At 60.9% G+C, this 15,421-nt stretch carries 18 protein-coding genes and 2 pseudogenes; 10 read left to right on the forward strand and 10 right to left on the reverse strand.

Annotation, left to right across the window (positions count from 1 at the left end):
• Window positions 1–178 precede the first annotated feature (178 nt).
• Window positions 179–472 carry a hypothetical protein gene (locus tag J3R84_RS09265; RefSeq protein ID WP_025427454.1) on the forward strand — a complete coding sequence of 98 codons (294 nt, stop codon included), beginning with the start codon at window positions 179–181 and terminating at the stop codon, window positions 470–472.
• A 57-nt stretch (window positions 473–529) separates the two neighbouring features.
• Here J3R84_RS09265 and J3R84_RS09270 read toward each other — a convergent pair whose 3' ends face one another.
• Complete coding sequence (locus J3R84_RS09270) at window positions 530–1,426, reverse strand: LysR substrate-binding domain-containing protein (RefSeq protein ID WP_025427455.1); 897 nt, start codon at window positions 1,424–1,426, stop codon at window positions 530–532.
• A 139-nt stretch (window positions 1,427–1,565) separates the two neighbouring features.
• Between J3R84_RS09270 and J3R84_RS09275 the strand changes: the two genes are divergently transcribed.
• The gene (locus J3R84_RS09275) at window positions 1,566–1,958 is read left to right on the forward strand and encodes a RidA family protein (protein ID WP_025427456.1); all 393 of its coding nucleotides are present in this window, start codon (window positions 1,566–1,568) and stop codon (window positions 1,956–1,958) included.
• Window position 1,959: 1 nt separating this feature from the next.
• Window positions 1,960–3,072 (forward strand): NADH:flavin oxidoreductase, encoded by a 1,113-nt coding sequence (locus J3R84_RS09280; RefSeq protein ID WP_025427457.1) that lies wholly within the window; start codon window positions 1,960–1,962, stop codon window positions 3,070–3,072.
• Window positions 3,073–3,372: 300 nt separating this feature from the next.
• On the opposite strand, the gene J3R84_RS09285 is transcribed toward J3R84_RS09280, so the two are convergent.
• Both J3R84_RS09285 and J3R84_RS09290 read right to left on the reverse strand, forming a co-directional pair.
• Complete coding sequence (locus J3R84_RS09285) at window positions 3,373–4,317, reverse strand: MBL fold metallo-hydrolase (protein ID WP_025427458.1); 945 nt, start codon at window positions 4,315–4,317, stop codon at window positions 3,373–3,375.
• 76 nt (window positions 4,318–4,393) lie between these two features.
• Window positions 4,394–5,401: an alpha/beta fold hydrolase gene (locus J3R84_RS09290; protein ID WP_057206241.1), complete on the reverse strand. Its 1,008-nt coding sequence runs from the start codon at window positions 5,399–5,401 to the stop codon at window positions 4,394–4,396.
• Window positions 5,402–5,520: 119 nt separating this feature from the next.
• Here J3R84_RS09290 and J3R84_RS09295 point away from each other — a divergent pair, with 119 nt between their 5' ends.
• Window positions 5,521–6,552, forward strand: coding sequence for a GlxA family transcriptional regulator (locus J3R84_RS09295; protein ID WP_239637573.1), 1,032 nt, complete (start codon window positions 5,521–5,523; stop codon window positions 6,550–6,552).
• 52 nt (window positions 6,553–6,604) lie between these two features.
• Here the strand turns inward: J3R84_RS09295 and olsE are convergent, their stop codons facing one another.
• From olsE to J3R84_RS09310, 3 genes are all read right to left on the reverse strand, one after another.
• Complete coding sequence (gene olsE, locus J3R84_RS09300) at window positions 6,605–7,534, reverse strand: ornithine lipid hydroxylase OlsE (RefSeq protein WP_038576195.1); 930 nt, start codon at window positions 7,532–7,534, stop codon at window positions 6,605–6,607.
• A 68-nt stretch (window positions 7,535–7,602) separates the two neighbouring features.
• Window positions 7,603–7,902 (reverse strand): hypothetical protein, encoded by a 300-nt coding sequence (locus J3R84_RS09305; protein ID WP_156407972.1) that lies wholly within the window; start codon window positions 7,900–7,902, stop codon window positions 7,603–7,605.
• 390 nt (window positions 7,903–8,292) lie between these two features.
• On the reverse strand, window positions 8,293–8,679 hold the full coding sequence (locus J3R84_RS09310) for a cupin domain-containing protein (RefSeq protein ID WP_038576197.1): 387 nt from the start codon (window positions 8,677–8,679) through the stop codon (window positions 8,293–8,295).
• A 251-nt stretch (window positions 8,680–8,930) separates the two neighbouring features.
• On the opposite strand from J3R84_RS09310, the gene J3R84_RS09315 reads away from it, so the two are divergent.
• The 4 genes from J3R84_RS09315 to J3R84_RS09330 all read left to right on the forward strand — a co-directional run bounded on the left by J3R84_RS09315 (window position 8,931) and on the right by J3R84_RS09330 (window position 10,819).
• The gene (locus J3R84_RS09315) at window positions 8,931–9,227 is read left to right on the forward strand and encodes a hypothetical protein (protein ID WP_025427464.1); all 297 of its coding nucleotides are present in this window, start codon (window positions 8,931–8,933) and stop codon (window positions 9,225–9,227) included.
• 302 nt (window positions 9,228–9,529) lie between these two features.
• Window positions 9,530–9,733: a hypothetical protein gene (locus J3R84_RS09320; protein ID WP_057206239.1), complete on the forward strand. Its 204-nt coding sequence runs from the start codon at window positions 9,530–9,532 to the stop codon at window positions 9,731–9,733.
• Between the two features lie 136 nt (window positions 9,734–9,869).
• Complete coding sequence (locus tag J3R84_RS09325) at window positions 9,870–10,115, forward strand: hypothetical protein (protein ID WP_025427466.1); 246 nt, start codon at window positions 9,870–9,872, stop codon at window positions 10,113–10,115.
• A 440-nt stretch (window positions 10,116–10,555) separates the two neighbouring features.
• The gene (locus J3R84_RS09330) at window positions 10,556–10,819 is read left to right on the forward strand and encodes a hypothetical protein (RefSeq protein WP_025427467.1); all 264 of its coding nucleotides are present in this window, start codon (window positions 10,556–10,558) and stop codon (window positions 10,817–10,819) included.
• 159 nt (window positions 10,820–10,978) lie between these two features.
• On the opposite strand, the gene J3R84_RS09335 is transcribed toward J3R84_RS09330, so the two are convergent.
• The 4 genes and pseudogenes from J3R84_RS09335 to J3R84_RS09355 all read right to left on the reverse strand — a co-directional run bounded on the left by J3R84_RS09335 (window position 10,979) and on the right by J3R84_RS09355 (window position 13,394).
• Window positions 10,979–11,353 carry a DUF1515 family protein gene (locus J3R84_RS09335; RefSeq protein WP_038576200.1) on the reverse strand — a complete coding sequence of 125 codons (375 nt, stop codon included), beginning with the start codon at window positions 11,351–11,353 and terminating at the stop codon, window positions 10,979–10,981.
• Window positions 11,340–11,597, reverse strand: a complete 258-nt coding sequence (locus J3R84_RS09340) for a hypothetical protein (protein ID WP_025427469.1) — start codon at window positions 11,595–11,597, stop codon at window positions 11,340–11,342. Before J3R84_RS09340 ends, J3R84_RS09335 begins: the two co-directional genes overlap by 14 nt.
• A 117-nt stretch (window positions 11,598–11,714) precedes the next feature.
• Window positions 11,715–12,367 (reverse strand): annotated as a pseudogene (locus J3R84_RS09350) (lysozyme).
• Between the two features lie 454 nt (window positions 12,368–12,821).
• Window positions 12,822–13,394 carry a hypothetical protein gene (locus J3R84_RS09355; protein ID WP_025427471.1) on the reverse strand — a complete coding sequence of 191 codons (573 nt, stop codon included), beginning with the start codon at window positions 13,392–13,394 and terminating at the stop codon, window positions 12,822–12,824.
• Window positions 13,395–13,809: 415 nt separating this feature from the next.
• On the opposite strand from J3R84_RS09355, the pseudogene J3R84_RS09360 reads away from it, so the two are divergent.
• Together J3R84_RS09360 and J3R84_RS09365 are read left to right on the forward strand one after the other, a co-directional pair.
• Window positions 13,810–13,962 (forward strand): annotated as a pseudogene (locus J3R84_RS09360) (IS5/IS1182 family transposase); the annotation flags it as partial.
• Between the two features lie 657 nt (window positions 13,963–14,619).
• Window positions 14,620–15,111, forward strand: a complete 492-nt coding sequence (locus J3R84_RS09365) for a tetratricopeptide repeat protein (RefSeq protein WP_158268925.1) — start codon at window positions 14,620–14,622, stop codon at window positions 15,109–15,111.
• Window positions 15,112–15,421 lie beyond the last annotated feature (310 nt).

Genomic DNA, 15,421 nt, shown 5'->3' on the forward strand with positions numbered 1-15,421 from the left:
TGTCGCCATCGGCAATCGCCGCACGGAAACTTGGAAATTTCCGTTGAAGCGCTACACTTTAGAGAAAGGTGCTGGATTATCGCCCGCAGGCGCCAAAGTAAGTCGTAACGCCCTGGAAGTTGCGCATGGCGTCGGGCAGAACTCCGATCCGCCTTCTGCATAGTCGAGGACCATCGATATGAAACATGCTCTTGCCGCCCTTTCCGTCGTCCTCCTTCTCAGTGGTTGCACCACTGGTGTTCAGACCTACGGCTACTCGCCGAACCTTCAGCCGATCCCCGGCAGCATCACCTATGGCGGCCAGCCTCGCACCAAGTTGAAGAAGGCGCCGGTCGGCAGTATCGTGCCGCACCAGTTCTTCGACCAATTCGGCCGTCAGGTCTTTGAGACCTACGTGATCGAACCGGATCGCTCGCTGCGCCTCGTCAGCCGCCGCTGGAGGAGCCTCGACGTCTTCGGTGACTTCGACTGATTGCGGGGCCTACCTTGCGGCAATTGAGCTTGCCGAGGCGATCGGCTGCCTCGCCTCTTACTGGCTTCCGCCGTTGAACTGCTGCAGTACCCAATCCCTCAGCACCTGCGTTGCCGGCCGCTCGGCAGCCCGCGGACTATAGACCAGATCGTAGCGGTAGCTTTCGAGCGACAGTGCAAACGGCTGGACGAGTATGCCGGAGGCAAGTTCCTCGGCAACCAGGGTCAGGCTCAAGAGACCGATGCCCTGCCCGGCCACGACCGATTGCACCGCATGGATCTCGTCGGTGAAGGAGAGGCCGCCAGCCGGGTCGATATCGGTGACGCCTGCGTGCCTCAGCCATTGCCGCCAGACCGGCGCCCGCTCGTCGTCGCGCCGCGCCGGCCCCCAATCGAAGTGAATGAGTGTCGCCTCTCGCAGCGCATCGAGGGACATCGGCGCCAACCGCGGCGCACAGACCGGCGCGAAACGATCGGCGAAAAGCGGCTCGGAAAGCAGGCCGGGATACTGCCCGTCGCCATAGCGGATGGCCGCGTCGGCATCGGCATCCAGATCCACCGTCCTGTTCGAGGCGTCGAGGCGCAGGTTCCAGTCCGGATGAGCGTCGCGAAAGCTGCCGGCGAGCGGTGCCAGCCGCTTGGCGACGAAGGCGACGGTTGAGGTGAGCCGCGCCACCTTGGTGTCACGGCTGCGGCGCAGTTCGCCGATCGCCTGCTCGAAGCGGTCGAGCCCATCGCGTAGCACCGGAAACAGCGTCTGCCCAGCCGGCGTCAGCCGCACCTGGCGCGTGCCGCGCTCGAACAGCTTCAGCTCCAGCAGATCTTCAAGCTGGCGGATCTGATGGCTGACGGCCGTCGCCGACACGTTCAGCTCGTCGGCCGCCTGCTTGAAGCTCAAGCGGCGGGCGGCCGCTTCGAAAACCCGCAATGCGCCGAGCGGCGGCAATTTTCTCATGACGGCAACAAATGACTTGAATTCATCTGTCGGCTGAAAAATGGTCTTTTGTCAGCCGGGCGAAGCCTCATCATATTGAGTTCAGCAGCCAAGGCAACGCCGCCAAGCTGAGTTGAACTCAAGCATAGAGGGATTCCCCGTGTTTCTCGAACAGGTCATCACCAAGCCCGATCCTTACGCGCCATTCCTGCTTTCGCAGGCGATCAAGGCCAACGGTTTCGTCTTCGTCTCCGGCCAGGCCGCAATCGGCGACGATGGCGAAATCGTCGGTGAGAACGATTTCGACCGTCAGGCCGAGCAGGCCTTCCGCAATCTCGACCGCGTCCTGACTGCTGCCGGCTCCAGCCTTTCCAAGGTCGTGAAGGTAACGATCTTCCTGCGCTCGATGGAAAACTTCGGGAAGATCGTCGAGCTGCGCCGCAAATGGTTCTCGGCACCCTATCCCGCCGACAGCATCATCGAGGTCTCCTCGCTCTATTCGCCGAAGGCGATGATCGAGATCGAGGCGATTGCGCTGACCGAGGATCGTTGAGATGAACGCGCACAGCACGGTCGCCTCGCCGATCCTGACCGGAACGACGCTCAAAGGGCTGGCCTTCGGCAACCGGCTTTCCGTCGCGCCGATGACCCGCATCAGCGCCACTGCCGAGGGCGTACCGACCGAAAGGATGGCGCACTACTACCGGCGCTTCGCAAAGGGCGGCTTCAGCCTCCTGACAACTGAAGGCATCTATCCCGACAAGGCCTATGCGCAAACCTATAGGGACCAACCGGGACTTGCCGACCGGAAACAGGCGGAAGGCTGGAAGGCGGTCGTCGATGCGGTGCACGCCGCGGGCGGCCGCATCTTTGCCCAGCTTATGCATGGCGGTGCGCTCGCCCAGGGCAATCGCTTCCGCAGCGACACAGTCGGACCCTCGGCACTGCAGCCGAGAGGCAAACAGATGGTCTCCTACCACGGTGAGGGTCTCTATGCCGAGCCGCGGGAGATGGATGGGACGGAGATTGCCGAAGCGATATCAGGCTTTGCGCAAGCCGCCAGGCTTTCCATCGATGTCGCCGGTTTCGACGGCATCGAGATCCATGGCGCCAACGGCTATCTGCTCGACCAGTTCTTCACCGATTACACCAACCGGCGGCAGGATCGCTGGGGCGGCGACATCGGCAAGCGGTTGGGCCTGAGCCTCGCAGTGCTGGACGCGGTTCGCAGCGCCGTCGGCGATAAGGTGCCCGTCGGCATCCGCCTGTCCCAGGGCAAGGTCAACGACCCCTTACATAAATGGGCGGAGGGCGAAGAAGGTGCTGCCATCGTTTTCAAGGCGCTGGCCACCAGTCCCGCCGACTTCGTACACGTGACTGAGTTCGAAGCCTGGCAACCGGCCTTTGCTTCCGGCGGCAGATCGCTGGTCTCCCTTGCCCGCCAGCATGCGCCCGATCTGTTCGTCATTGCCAATGGCGGTCTGCACGATATCGCCCGCGCCGAGCAGGTGCTGCAGGCCGGCGCCGATATGATCGCGCTCGGTCGCGGCGCGCTCGCCAATCCCGATTGGCCGCGCATCGCCACTGAGAAGCGCGAGGCCCGCCCGCTGAAGCTGGAAATGCTGTCGCCGATCAGCGACATCAAGGACAGCGAGCTTCAGCTTTGAGCCAAGAGAGGCGGCGCCACAACAAGGCGCCGCCCTGGCCTGGCAGCTGACAGGCCTGCTTTGAGCGTAGGAACATCCCCAGTCCCTCATTCCGGCCTTGTGCCGGAATCCAGCGACCCGACGTCTGTCGAGTCAAAAGACCCTTCAGCCCAAAGACTTGGGCTGGTCCCGCAGTTCCTACGGAACTGCGCGAGATCTCTGTGACAAGCACAGAGATGAGGACGGTTTAGGCATTGCCATGGCAAGAACCCCTGATCCAACGTTGGCCATTGCGCCTGGTGGCGACAGCGGCCTCGCCCCCTACGCGCCCGCGACGAAGCGATACGCGGCACCGTTCCGTTCGGCCCGCCCGATGCCGGGATAGCCCCAGTGGTAGCCGAGCAGCGTCAGCTTTTCCGTTGCTGCCCGGTCGATCAGCGTCTTGCGGGTTTTCAGCGCCTGCTCCGGATCGGTATCGAAACCGAAGTGCCAGTCCGGGTGCTCGAAGAAGACAATATTGCTGGTTGCCGCATCGCCTGAGATGACGAGCCCGTTGTCGCCGGCAAGTTCCAGCGAGATATGGCCCGGCGTGTGGCCGCGCGTGTCGAGCACCTGCATGCCGGTCACGATCTCGTCGCCCGGCTTGACCAGCGTCAGGCGCTCCTTGACCGCGAAAAGATCGCGCTGCGCACCGCGGGCAAAGCCGTGCAGCGCCTTCGGCATGACCTTCTCGTAGTCGGGGTTCGTCCAGAATGCCCATTCGCGCTCCGAGACGAAATATTGCGCATTCGGAAAGGTGAGCTTGCCGTCTGCCCCGACCGTGCCGCCGGCATGATCCGGGTGGGCATGGGTAAAGACCACCTTGGTCACATCCGCCGGATTAATACCTGCAGTCGCCAGATTGGCCGCAAGCTTGCCGGCACTCGCCTGGAAATTGCCGCCCGATCCGTTGTCGACGACGATCAGGTCCCTGCCGGTGCGGATGAACGGGATGTTGGTGTGGAAGGGTGCGCCCTCAGGCGTGCCGCCGAGCCGGCGCATGATTCCGTCGCGCTCCTCCGGCGCCGCATCCGGTAGCACGATGCTGACCGGCAGCGTCAGGAAGCCGTCGCTGACGACGGCGATATCGAAAGCCCCATGGGTGAAGCGGTGGGTGTCTGCGGCGTAAACGCCCTTCGGCAGCAGCGGCAATACAGCGCCCGCTACGGAGCCGGCGAGAAAGGAACGGCGGTTGAGGCCGGAGGTTTTGTCGTCTGTGCAGGTCATGGATCGGTTCCTTCTGTTTTGAGCGAGAGCAACCGGCCGGCAGCGCGTTTCCGCGGCACCGGCCGGGGGCCGAGGGTCAAGACCGTGCAAATTCGAGCAGGTCAGCGTTGAGCTGGTCCTTGTGGGTGTCGGTGATGCCGTGCGGCGCGCCGGGATAAACCTTCAGGGTGGCGCTCGGCACCAGCTGCTTCGAAGCGCGGGCGGCCGCATCGATCGGCACGATCTGGTCGTCGTCGCCATGGATGATCAGCGTCGGCACGTCGAACTTCTTCAGGTCCTCGGTAAAGTCGGTCTGCGAGAAGGCGACGATCGAGTCATAGGTGTTCTTGTGCCCGCCCATCATGCCCTGCAGCCAGAAGCTGTCGATCATGCCCTGCGAAGCCACGGCACCCGGCCGGTTGAAGCCGAAGAACGGACCCGAGGCGATATCGCGATAGAGCTTGGAGCGATCCTTCAGGCTTGCCGCCTGCAACCCGTCGAACACCTCCTTCGGCAGCCCTCCGGGATTGCTGTCGGTCTTGACCATCAGCGGCGGCACCGCCGAGATCAATCCGGCCTTGGCGATACGGCTTGTTCCGTGACGGCCGATATAGCGGGTGATTTCGCCACCGCCGGTGGAGAACCCGGCGAGGAATATGTCCTTCAGATCAAGCGCATTGATCAGGTCGGCAAGATCGTCGGCATAGTGATCCATGTCGTTGCCGTCCCAGGGCTGAGAGGAGCGGCCATGGCCGCGCCGGTCATGGGTGATGACGCGGAAGCCGTTACTGGCGAGGTGGAAGGCCTGCGCCTCCCAGCTGTCCGATGACAATGGCCAGCCGTGGCTGAGCACGACCACCGGGCTCTCCTTTGAGCCCCAGTCCTTGTAGTAGATCTCGACGCCATCGCGGGTGATGATGCGGCTGCCCATGGTCGTTACTCCCAATGTGTCGGATGTGGTGCTTGATGCGGTTTCGGCTTTCGCCGGGCGAATGACGGCTGGAACGGCGGCGGCTGTGGCCGCGGCGCCAAAGGCAGCCGAAAGAACTGTGCGGCGCGAAAGGCCAGTGGAGACTGCTGTGGAAACTGCTTCTGCTTCAATCATTGTCCTGCCCTCTTCCATCTCGGTTGACCGGCGATCTCCGTTCCGGAGCGCTGGTTGAATTGATAGAATGACCGGCCTACCCTCTCGACCGGCAAAGCTGACAACGATGGGGGGCAGAAGTGACAAAACCACTCGAAAGCGAACCGGCGGAGATCGGCATCGTCGTTTATCCGCGCGCGCTGAAGTCGGCGGTCCATGGGCTGACCGACATGTTCCAGGTGGCCGGCATGCAGGCGACAGAACAGGGCGGCGCACGCGCACCTCGCATCCGCGTCAGCCACTGGCAGCTTCAGGAGGATGGCTCGGTCGAAAAGACGCTCGACACCCACCCCGGCCCCTCCTCGGGTCTCGTCGCGCTGATCCTGCCGCCGACGCTGGCGGAGCTGCCCGTAGGCGGGCGCATGGGCCAGCTGCCCGCCTTCGTGCGCGAGCAGCATGCCGGTGGCACCACTGTCTGCTCGGTCTGCGGCGGCGCCTATCTGCTGGCGGAATCCGGGCTCGCCGCAGGTCGCACGATCACCACCCATTGGTCGCACCAGGACCTGATCGCCGATCGCTACCGCGATGTCCGTGTCGATACCGACAAGCTATTGATCGACGAAGGCGATATCATCACTGCCGGTGGCATGATGGCCTGGATCGATCTGGGGCTGAAACTCGTCGACCGGTTCCTTGGAACCAATGTGATGCTGGCAACCGCCCGCTTCATGATCATCGATCCCGGTGCCCGCGAACAGAGCTACTACAGCGTCTTTGCGCCCAAGCTCGACCACGGCGACAGCACGATCCTGAAAATCCAGCACTGGCTGCACGGCGCCAACACCAAGGGCGTGACGCTGCAGATGATGGCTGAGCGCGCCGGGCTCGGCGACCGCACTTTTCTCCGGCGCTTCCAGAAGGCGACCGGCTTCAACCCGACGGAATATTGCCAGCGGTTGAGGATCGCCAAATCACGCGACCTGCTCGAGCGCTCGCACCTGTCGATCGAGCAGGTTGCCTGGCAGAGCGGCTACGACGACACCAACGCCTACCGCAAGATCTTCCGCAAGATCCTCGGCCTGTCGCCGCGGGAGTACCGGTTGCGCTTCTCGGTGTCGGACGGCACGCGACGGCCGGCCATGGCAGGACTTGCAGCCGCCGCGCCCGCCTGATCTGCACGGCGTCGACGCCGGCATGTTTCGCCAACACGTTTTCCGGGCGCCGTTAATCGCCGCTCGGCTTTCGCCCCAAGATCTGGCGCGCGCCGCTCTTTGAAAAAGGCTGCACCAGCTGGCCGACAAAGCTGCGCGACACCTTGCCGGTGATGCCGATGTCGGTGGAGGATGGCCGGTCGGGATTGAAGTAGGTGCCGAACAGCTGGTCCCAAAGCACGATGTTTTCGCCGTAGTTGCTGTTGCCCTCGGCCATGTCCTTCGAATGGTGCCAGCGGTGAAGCCGTGGCGTCGAGAAGACCCAGTCAAGCGGGCCGGTGCGCATCTGGACATTGCAATGGGTCAGAAGGCCGGTAAAGGCGGTGACGGCACCGATCCAGAGGAAGACCTGCAGCGGCGCCCCGAGCAGATAGAGCGGCAGCTGGCTGAGGCCCACCTTCAGCAGGGAATCGACGACGTGAAAGCGGCCGGTGTTCAGCACCCAAAGCCGCGTGACACTGTGATGCAGCGCGTGGAAGCGCCAGAGCCCAAGCCGCTCATGCGCCAGGCGGTGAGCGGCATAGAGCCCGAACTCGGCAACGACCAGCCCGAGCACGACCTGGGCGAACATCGACCAATGTGCCGGCCAGATATGCGGCTGCGACCCGAAGAACGGCTGCGCGAAAATGGCGACCAGTAATGGAAAGGATGCACCGAACGCCGCCGCGATCTGCACGATCCCCTTCGTCAACATCGTATGGCCGAGATTGTTGAGCGTCTCGCCATCCGGAGCAAGCCAGGTCGGCTCATAGGGCATGATGCGCTCGAACAGCGCGATGATCGCCACCACCGAGAGGTAGACGACGTTGAACCAGGGCACCGGCGAGGATGTGGCAAAAGCCAATCCGGCTGCGGCCAGTCCGCCGAAATAAAGCGCCGGCCACAACAGGATGGAGACCAAGTATCGTAGCGGCGATGAAGAGCTAGCTTGATGAAAGACCATTATTTTTCGACCACTTTCCAGAAAATCGGAGGGATGCAATACGGCAGGGGGTTATCTCAGGAAATGTTCTAATCCTCGTCCTGCGGATGGTATCGCTCCATCAGCTCGTCGCAGGTATGCGCATGGCCATCGCTGAAACGTCCGTCGGTGCAGATCCGCCGGCGACGCTCGGCCCAACTCAATCCCTCCCGGTGCTTTCGCCAGCCGGGGTCGCCGCCGTCGTCAAGCCAGCGGCGAAGCTCCGCGCAGCTGCGCGGCCGGCCGTCACTGAAACGCCCGTCGCGGCAGGGATCCGGGCGATACTGAACGAACTGTCGCTCGAGTGCAAAGCGATCGTCGCCGCTCGCTTCGAGGCGGCTGTGTTCCATCTGGGATGACGCCCCGAGCAGGTGACATGCCAGCAGACCGATCCTGAGAAAACACATGGGATGACGCCAATCCTCATCGTTGGAGCATTGGCGGCAAACTCTACTGATTTCATTACACCAGCATTGCACTGATCCGGGGGCCGATTTCGCCCGTGCCTGCCTGGCCGTCGGCCCGGCCTGCCCCTTCTAGCATCGGCATTGCCGATCAGGCGCGGGTGATCACTACTGCATGTTTCCTCAAATCCTATTTGATTTAAGGATAAAAACAGGCAGCCATTCAAAGTGCTACAGCGACCTTTGCGCGTCTGATAAGACGCGCGGCGCTGTAGGCGCCTGACAGGAATACGACGCGAGCGGGCATCAAGGAAACGCCAGCGCGACAGCCCTGCCCTAGATCCAGCGGTCGTTCTGCGCTGTGCGCTCGCCGCCGGCATGACCGGTGTTCAAAACGCCACGCGGTTCTATCAGCAGCATCCGCACCTCGCTCTCTGCAAACGGCTTGTGCTCGACGCCTCGAGGCACGACGAACATCTCGCCAGGGCCAATCTGTACAGATCCATCGCGGAAATCGATCCGCAGGATGCCATCGAGCACGATGAACGTCTCATCCGTCTCGGGGTGGTCGTGCCAGATGAAATCGCCCTCGATGCGCACGAGTTTGAACTGGTAGTCGTTCATCTCGGCGATCACGCGCGGTTGCCACAGTTCCGCGATCATCTCCAGCTTCTCGGAGAATTTGATGGGCTTGCGGTCGGACGTCTCGATGCTTTCCGTCATGTCTTTCCTCATTTCGATGAAGTGCCAACATGCATGGAGCGCGGGCATCGATCTTGAACGATCGTGCGCAGATGGCGCGGTCTACCGCGCCGCGCGTCTTATTAGACGCGCTAAGGTCGCCGTAGGACTTGGAATTGCTGCCGACACCACGTCCGGGATGCAGGCGAATATTTCCGTATTGCCCGATAAGACGGCTGATGTATCTTGTCTCCCTTCGGCACTGGCTATGGACGTCCATGAAGGAGGTTCGAATGCATGATCTCCCGCAGACCTCGGGCAGACAATTAAGTCCGGATGACATCGAAATGCTGCAGCGGGTCTTCGACGCGACCTGCTTTGCCGCCCGCGTCCCACGCCGCGGCGAACGCGCCAACCGGCTGGCCAAATTCATCATGGATGAATTTTGCATCGGCAATGGCGACGAGCGCACGCTGCTGGAATGCGCGCTGTGGCGCGAACGGCGCCGGGTACCGCCAAGGACAGAAGAGACCGAAACCGTCGACATCTGGGTTGCCAGACCCGGCCGGCGCAGTCCGCATCAGCGCTGAGGCCGCCACAAAAAAATGCGGCCTCTCCGTGGATAACCGAGACCGCATTCAAGATTGATGTGCAATGGCTTACTCTACGCCTGTCTTGCCCGCAGGACCACAACTGCAACGGGTCGCGTGTGGCGATTTCTGACCTGCCACAGACGTTTCTCTATAACTGTCTGGTCGCGAGGCCGTCGCGGCGGCGCCCGAACGATGCAAGCTGAGAAAACAGGGCCGGCACATCCCAGAAGACGGAATTTTCAGCACCGTGGAACCACCGTTCGCGTCGCGAATTTAGCCTGCAGAACGGGAGGTTCATCATGTTTGCGTCAGATACGAAAAGACAGTTCGGCCGGATCGTCAAAAACTGGAATACACGATACGACCTGGAGGAATTCATCGCCGCCTCCGGCCTGCCGCCGCTGGAGGCACGCGAGATTTTCGCGAAGCACGGCCCCTATAAGGTGGAACTTGACCACCTGATACATGCGTGCACGACGATACAAGCCGACAGTGAGAAATGAAGGCTCCCGCAGTCGCACCTACAGCGCCGTGCGTCTTATCAGACGCGGAAAAGGTCGCTGTAGCACTTTGAATTGCTGCATGTTTTCATCCTTAAATCGAAAACGATTTATGGAAATATGCAGTAGGGAGGTCAAAATGCAGCATCATTCCAAACACTTCGATTGTGCATTCAATCCAGCTGAGATCGCCATGCTCCAGCGGGTTCTCAACACGGCCTGCCTTGCAGCAAGGATGCCGCGCAGTGACTACCGTGCCAATCGCCTGGCGAAATTCATCATCGGCGAATTCCGCTCCGGCACACGCGACGAGGCGGCCCTGTGCGAGCGGGCTCTGTGGTTCGAGCGCAGAAGCGAGCCGTGGTCGTTGGCTCCCGAGCAGTGACGTTGCAAGGCAACAAGGATGACCGGCGCCGGCATGACCTGCTATCGCTGTCGCGCTTTGAATTACTGCATGTTTCCTTAAATCGAATAGGATTTAAGGAAACATGCAGTAGCGATCCGGGATCGTTTCGCTATTGCCGCCATCTTGACGTGCAAAAGACGCCGGGGTTGCAAAGCAACCCCGGCCAAACCTATCCTATTGTATGGCAATCGCCTTTCGGCCTATCAAGGCGTCAAACGCCCTCACCTACAGCGCCGCGCGTCTCATCAGACGCGCAAAGGTTGCTGTAGCACTTTGAATTACGGCATGTTTCCTTAAATCGAATAGGATTTAAGGAAACATGCAGTAATCGGCTACGCAAACGTAGCCTTCGTACGCAGGCAAAGGCCAGGAACCGCCACAAGATTGGTTCGCTCACTCAGGACATGTTATAAACGCTCATGACCCAAACAGAAGAAGACCTGGAGCTTTCGGAATTGTCCGGCGAGTTTGCCGACGACGACGTCGTTGTTCATATCCGCATCTCGCGCCCGACGGGCTCCAATCTCGACTGGACGCTCGAGGTGATCGACGAGGAGGGCTACTCCACCGTCTGGGAAGATTCCTTCCCCACCGACCGCGACGCCTACGAAGAATTCCTCGCCACGATCGAACGCGATGGCATCCACACGTTCACCGAACATCCCGTCCAGACGCTTCATTAGGCTGGCCCGGTTGGACTGAGCCAATCGAACCATTTCCGCGGCCCCCTTCACGCCTCATGCTCTCACGCGCACATCAGTGACAGCGGCAGCTTGCCGCTGTCACGTTGCTTGGCTCACCCCTGTTCGGCCAAGGCAGAGCAGCAGCTGCGAACGACACCATCACCCCTTTCCGACAATGACGAATATGATCCGCCTTATCGCCTCGGCAAAGCTGACGCCAAGCGCCATCGCCGCTATGCCGGTAACACCAAGGGCGCCGATGCCCATCAGCTTCCAGCGTTTGACGTCGTCGGTCACCGGCTTCATCTCTGCAACGTCACCACCAAGCGTCGAGACCGAAGCCTCGAGATCACCGACGCGATCGACCAACTGGTCCATCCGCTGATGGACGCCCGCCCGACTGCTCGTCGCCTTATCCTCGGCACGTTGTGCGCCCTCCTCGATCCGCCGGATCGATTCCTGCAGACCGCGCATGCCCGCGACCAGCTCTCCGAGCTGGCGGTGCACGCTGACATCGATTTCAGCTGGAGACATCTTGACGCCCTCCGTGCCTTGCGCAGTCCGCCTTTGACCAGACTGCCGCGGCGCAGAGACCGACGACAGTGCGGTCGATCTTGCGCTGATCTGCCGGCGTCGCGCCGCGCGCGCCGACAAGGTCGACGCCGACGACGCTTTTAAGGCCGGTCACAGTCTTCGGCGCCGAAATCCCATAGCCCGCCAGCGCGAAGACAGGAATCGTAATCAAGGCGCATCTTTCGAGCGCGGTTCGCAGCGTCATCATTCTGCCTTTCAATCGCATGAAGAACGGACCGGGCGCCGTCCGCCCGGATCTCGAGTACGGCCCAGGTGACGGCAGCGAGCACAAGCCCGCCGAAAAGGATCTTTGGCCGGGCGATCATGCCGGATCGAGCCGCTTGCGAACGAAGAGGAAGGCGCCGATTGCGAAGGCAGCAACAATGATGCCGGCAAACACCCATTGCAGCGGGCCACTTCCGGTCAACGCAAAGCCGAGCGAGGACAGAATGCCCGCGAGCCAGGAGATATTCTCCTTTGTTCCGCTTCGGGCGGCTTCGGCGCGGCGATAACGGTGTTGGAGGCCACGAACTCGCCCTTGGCCCAAAGCCCGGCTTCGGCAGCTCGGCGATTGACCAACCCCTTCACGCGCTTGCCGCCGGCATTGACCCATTTCATAAGCTCGCCCGGCACAGCGTCATAGTCGCCGCCATTCAGTTTGTTCAGCAAAGTCGATTTGCCGAGGCGACCGGTGTTGAAATCGAACGAGACAAGCACGGCGAACTGGTTGTCGGAAAGCGGCACCTTAACGAGACGCAAGACCCGTTCCTCGAATGTCGCCAAATCCGCCCTCAGGATATCGTCTGCCTGCGCCTCGGAGATCACCATTCCCGGCGTCACCGCCGGAGCGCCCGCGGCGCTGGTATGGCCATAGCCGATGGTCCACACACCGGCGACGTCCCGATAGGCCTTCGTCTTCAGACCTTCCCACTGCTTGACGAGCGCAAGGCCCGCCGCGTTGATGCGTCGGTTCATGTTCATGTCGTTTGTCCTGTTTAGATTGGGAACCAGAAGCAACGGTAATGTGTTGCTACAGCGCCGCGCGTCTTATTAGAGGCGCAAAGATTGCTGCAGCACTTTGAATTGCTGCATGTTTCCTTAAATCGAATGGGATTTAAGGAAACGATCAAAGGGGAGATCTAGCCATGATGGATGCCGCATTCGTGAAGATGACCGCTTTGGTCATCGTGCTTGTCAGCTGTGTCATCATGGTGCAGCCCTACTGACAAGCGGCAATTCGCGGACAACATCTGTCGCGGCGCCTGCATCGCAGGGTCGCCGGTAACAGCCGCGTCCGACCGAATAGGACATGCGGACTCTCGCCGGTTTGGAGCCTTCCCAGGAAAAGTGCGAAGCGGTTTTCCGTCAGGAAATGCGTCGAGACAAAGAGATAGAGCGTTTCTACGACTCCGTTTAGACCGGAAACGCACTAGGAGACAGAGGGGGGCTTGGACGGCGACAACGAACCCAGCAACGTCTTGAGGCTTTCGCTGTCGGGTAGGCGTTTCTCGCCTCGGTCGTCACCGCATCTCGAGCGCAGGCCACGCAAGAACTGGGCGACATCGACGAGTTCACCGATCTCCACCCGCACCTGCGCCTCGATCGTCCTGTAGATCTCTTCGAGCTCTGCCGCTTCCCCCACATCGACAGAGCCGGAAAGGGTTGAAACCCTCGCCTTGAAATCATCCAGCAGCCCATCGAACTCGCTGGCGTCACGCGCAGCCTTGGCCTCCAGGCTCGCAATCAGCATGTCGAGAATATCCAAGTGCCGCCGCTCCACCGATTGCAGGTCGAAGGCCGCACGCAGGTCCTTGCGGGTGCGTTCGCCCTTGCGCAGATGGGCCTTGAGGCGGACGCCGTTCTCCGCGCAACGCCTCCTGATTTCATCAACGGAGAATTGGCCCTCCGCCAACTGGTCGAGAAAGGGCCGGATAAGCGCCGGTGGCGCAGTGATGTTCAGCGCTGCCGAATAGAGCGCCAAGTCGATCGAAGCATCCGGCATACGCTACCTCCGCCTCATAGGGGCCTCTGGACGCCAGACTAACAGCATCCCCAAAACGCAAGCGCAGTTTTGTCGACAATGCTTTCCTATTTGTTAAGCAGAATCACCGATCGTCCGCGTCGCGACATGAAAGTCGTCGGAGCAAGACCATGAGCTACGATTGGACCGGCGGACGCCGCCGCCGCATCACAGTGGCCAAGTACGGAGCCGCTCTCGCACTCGCGACACTTCTGGCAGTGCTTGCGGCCTCAATCGCCGTTTAGGCTCTGGACCCAATAATTTTGGCTGACATCTGATTTAGATTCTTCGCTGAAGGATCCGATGAGTGGTTTGTTCTTGTGGCTCTAGGGTCAAAACCCAATCAAGCCATTGAACATTCTTCGTTGCCATGATTCAATCACTCAACCAAAGGAGGACCATCTACAACCGGTTTCATCGCTGGTCGGCACGGGGAATATGGCGGCGGCTGGTTGAGGCTTTGGTCAAGTGTGGCGATGCGGATATTCATATGATCGATAGTACGACCGCCAAAGCGCATCGATCGGCAGCCGGAGGAAAAGGGGGGGCAGATGCGCATCCGTCATCTCGCCGATCTGGTTGACATTGACATTCACGTCCTTCGGCATCAGCGAGGCCACGGCCTTGAGAAAATCGTGCGGACTCTTTTCGATCAGCGCGTGGATCGCGGCCGCCCCCCGGCTCTCCCAGGCAACAAGCATGTCTTCGAGAAACAGCTCGCCGAGCTTGGTGCGCACCGCCTTGCGGGCGCGTGTCCGGACTGGTGTCGCCGCCCCCGGCACACGCGGCAGGAAGCGCCCGGTCTTCGGGTCCTTGGCTGGCTTACCGATGCTCATGATGATGGCTCCCATGCAGCGCCACGCGTCGATTTAAGGAAACATGCAGTAGCGCCGCAAAGCTCTCTAATGTCGCCCACGCACCCACGCGCCCGGCCATCGGCAATCAGGCAACAGCCACCCGATATCCACGGGGAATTGCATTCACCTACTTGACCTTAGGTTGTATTCTGTCACCAATACTAATTTACACGCAGCGCATTCGCGGCACGCTGGGCGGCCAAAGGCGCCTCGCAGCGGATATGACAGGCAGGTTGAAGACATAACACTTTCAAATCGCAGCATAATTTATCCGTTCGATCGATGCCGACTTTGAGGAATTATGCGATGAATAAGACGGGTGTCTGATGATCCAAAATGCAGTCAGAAGGTTGAAGACCATTTTTAAGCCGCGGCTCTCCGCCGCAAATGTCTCGCCAAGGTTGCTCGAACTCGCCACGTCAGGAAATCTCGACGCCCAGGCGGCGCTCGGCGAAATCTATTTCAACGATGGCCGCAAGGAAAACTACGCTGCGTCCTACCACTGGAACGGCCAAGCCGCCCGCCAGGGCGACGCCGCATCGCAAGCCCGCCTGGCAGCGATCTACCACAAGGGCATCGGTGTCGAGCCCGACCAGCAGGAGGCACTTCGCTGGTTGCGGAGCGCCGCGCGCAAGGGTCATCACGGCGCCCGCCAGGTGATCGACAGGCGCAATCAGGACGACGGTGGCCCCGAACAGAACACGGCATCGGCCAGCCTGTGCGCAGCACTCGATCCCCGCGAAAGGCGCGAAGGACCCGTCGAAAGAAAGCCTGCGGAAAGCCTGTCAAATCAGGCGCTGGAGAGGGTCGAAGACGAACAGAGAGAAACTGGGCGCCGTTGAGTACAACGAGAGGTGTTGAGTACAACGAGAGGTGTTGAGTACAACGAGAGGTGTCGCCCGGAAGGGCCGCCTGCCCCGCTAAAATGAAAAAGGCCGCTTCGATTACGAAACGACCATCCTGTAATATCCTTAGCCCGGTTCTAGGCGAATGGCAACCCTCTCGGACAAACTTTGTTCTATTTTCGTTCTTTTTTTAAGGCCGCACATTCCGGACCATGCCATCACGTGCGGCCAGGCGGTCTCAACGCGAAACTGACAAAGTCCCATCGACTTCGCCGACGGCTCCAAACGCAGATCGGACAACCAAAGC

The sequence above is a fragment of the Ensifer canadensis genome, assembly GCF_017488845.2.
Lineage (GTDB): Bacteria > Pseudomonadota > Alphaproteobacteria > Rhizobiales > Rhizobiaceae > Ensifer > Ensifer canadensis.

Coding starts and splice junctions, on each gene's coding strand:
- J3R84_RS09265 (WP_025427454.1), top strand. CDS start 179: ATGAAACATGCTCTTGCCGCCCTTTCCGTCGTCCTCCTTCTCAGTGGT.
- J3R84_RS09270 (WP_025427455.1), bottom strand. CDS start 1,426: ATGAGAAAATTGCCGCCGCTCGGCGCATTGCGGGTTTTCGAAGCGGCC.
- J3R84_RS09280 (WP_025427457.1), top strand. CDS start 1,960: ATGAACGCGCACAGCACGGTCGCCTCGCCGATCCTGACCGGAACGACG.
- J3R84_RS09285 (WP_025427458.1), bottom strand. CDS start 4,317: ATGACCTGCACAGACGACAAAACCTCCGGCCTCAACCGCCGTTCCTTT.
- J3R84_RS09290 (WP_057206241.1), bottom strand. CDS start 5,401: ATGATTGAAGCAGAAGCAGTTTCCACAGCAGTCTCCACTGGCCTTTCG.
- olsE (WP_038576195.1), bottom strand. CDS start 7,534: ATGGTCTTTCATCAAGCTAGCTCTTCATCGCCGCTACGATACTTGGTC.
- J3R84_RS09305 (WP_156407972.1), bottom strand. CDS start 7,902: ATGGAACACAGCCGCCTCGAAGCGAGCGGCGACGATCGCTTTGCACTC.
- J3R84_RS09310 (WP_038576197.1), bottom strand. CDS start 8,679: ATGACGGAAAGCATCGAGACGTCCGACCGCAAGCCCATCAAATTCTCC.
- J3R84_RS09315 (WP_025427464.1), top strand. CDS start 8,931: ATGCATGATCTCCCGCAGACCTCGGGCAGACAATTAAGTCCGGATGAC.
- J3R84_RS09320 (WP_057206239.1), top strand. CDS start 9,530: ATGTTTGCGTCAGATACGAAAAGACAGTTCGGCCGGATCGTCAAAAAC.
- J3R84_RS09325 (WP_025427466.1), top strand. CDS start 9,870: ATGCAGCATCATTCCAAACACTTCGATTGTGCATTCAATCCAGCTGAG.
- J3R84_RS09330 (WP_025427467.1), top strand. CDS start 10,556: ATGACCCAAACAGAAGAAGACCTGGAGCTTTCGGAATTGTCCGGCGAG.
- J3R84_RS09335 (WP_038576200.1), bottom strand. CDS start 11,353: ATGTCTCCAGCTGAAATCGATGTCAGCGTGCACCGCCAGCTCGGAGAG.
- J3R84_RS09340 (WP_025427469.1), bottom strand. CDS start 11,597: ATGACGCTGCGAACCGCGCTCGAAAGATGCGCCTTGATTACGATTCCT.
- J3R84_RS09355 (WP_025427471.1), bottom strand. CDS start 13,394: ATGCCGGATGCTTCGATCGACTTGGCGCTCTATTCGGCAGCGCTGAAC.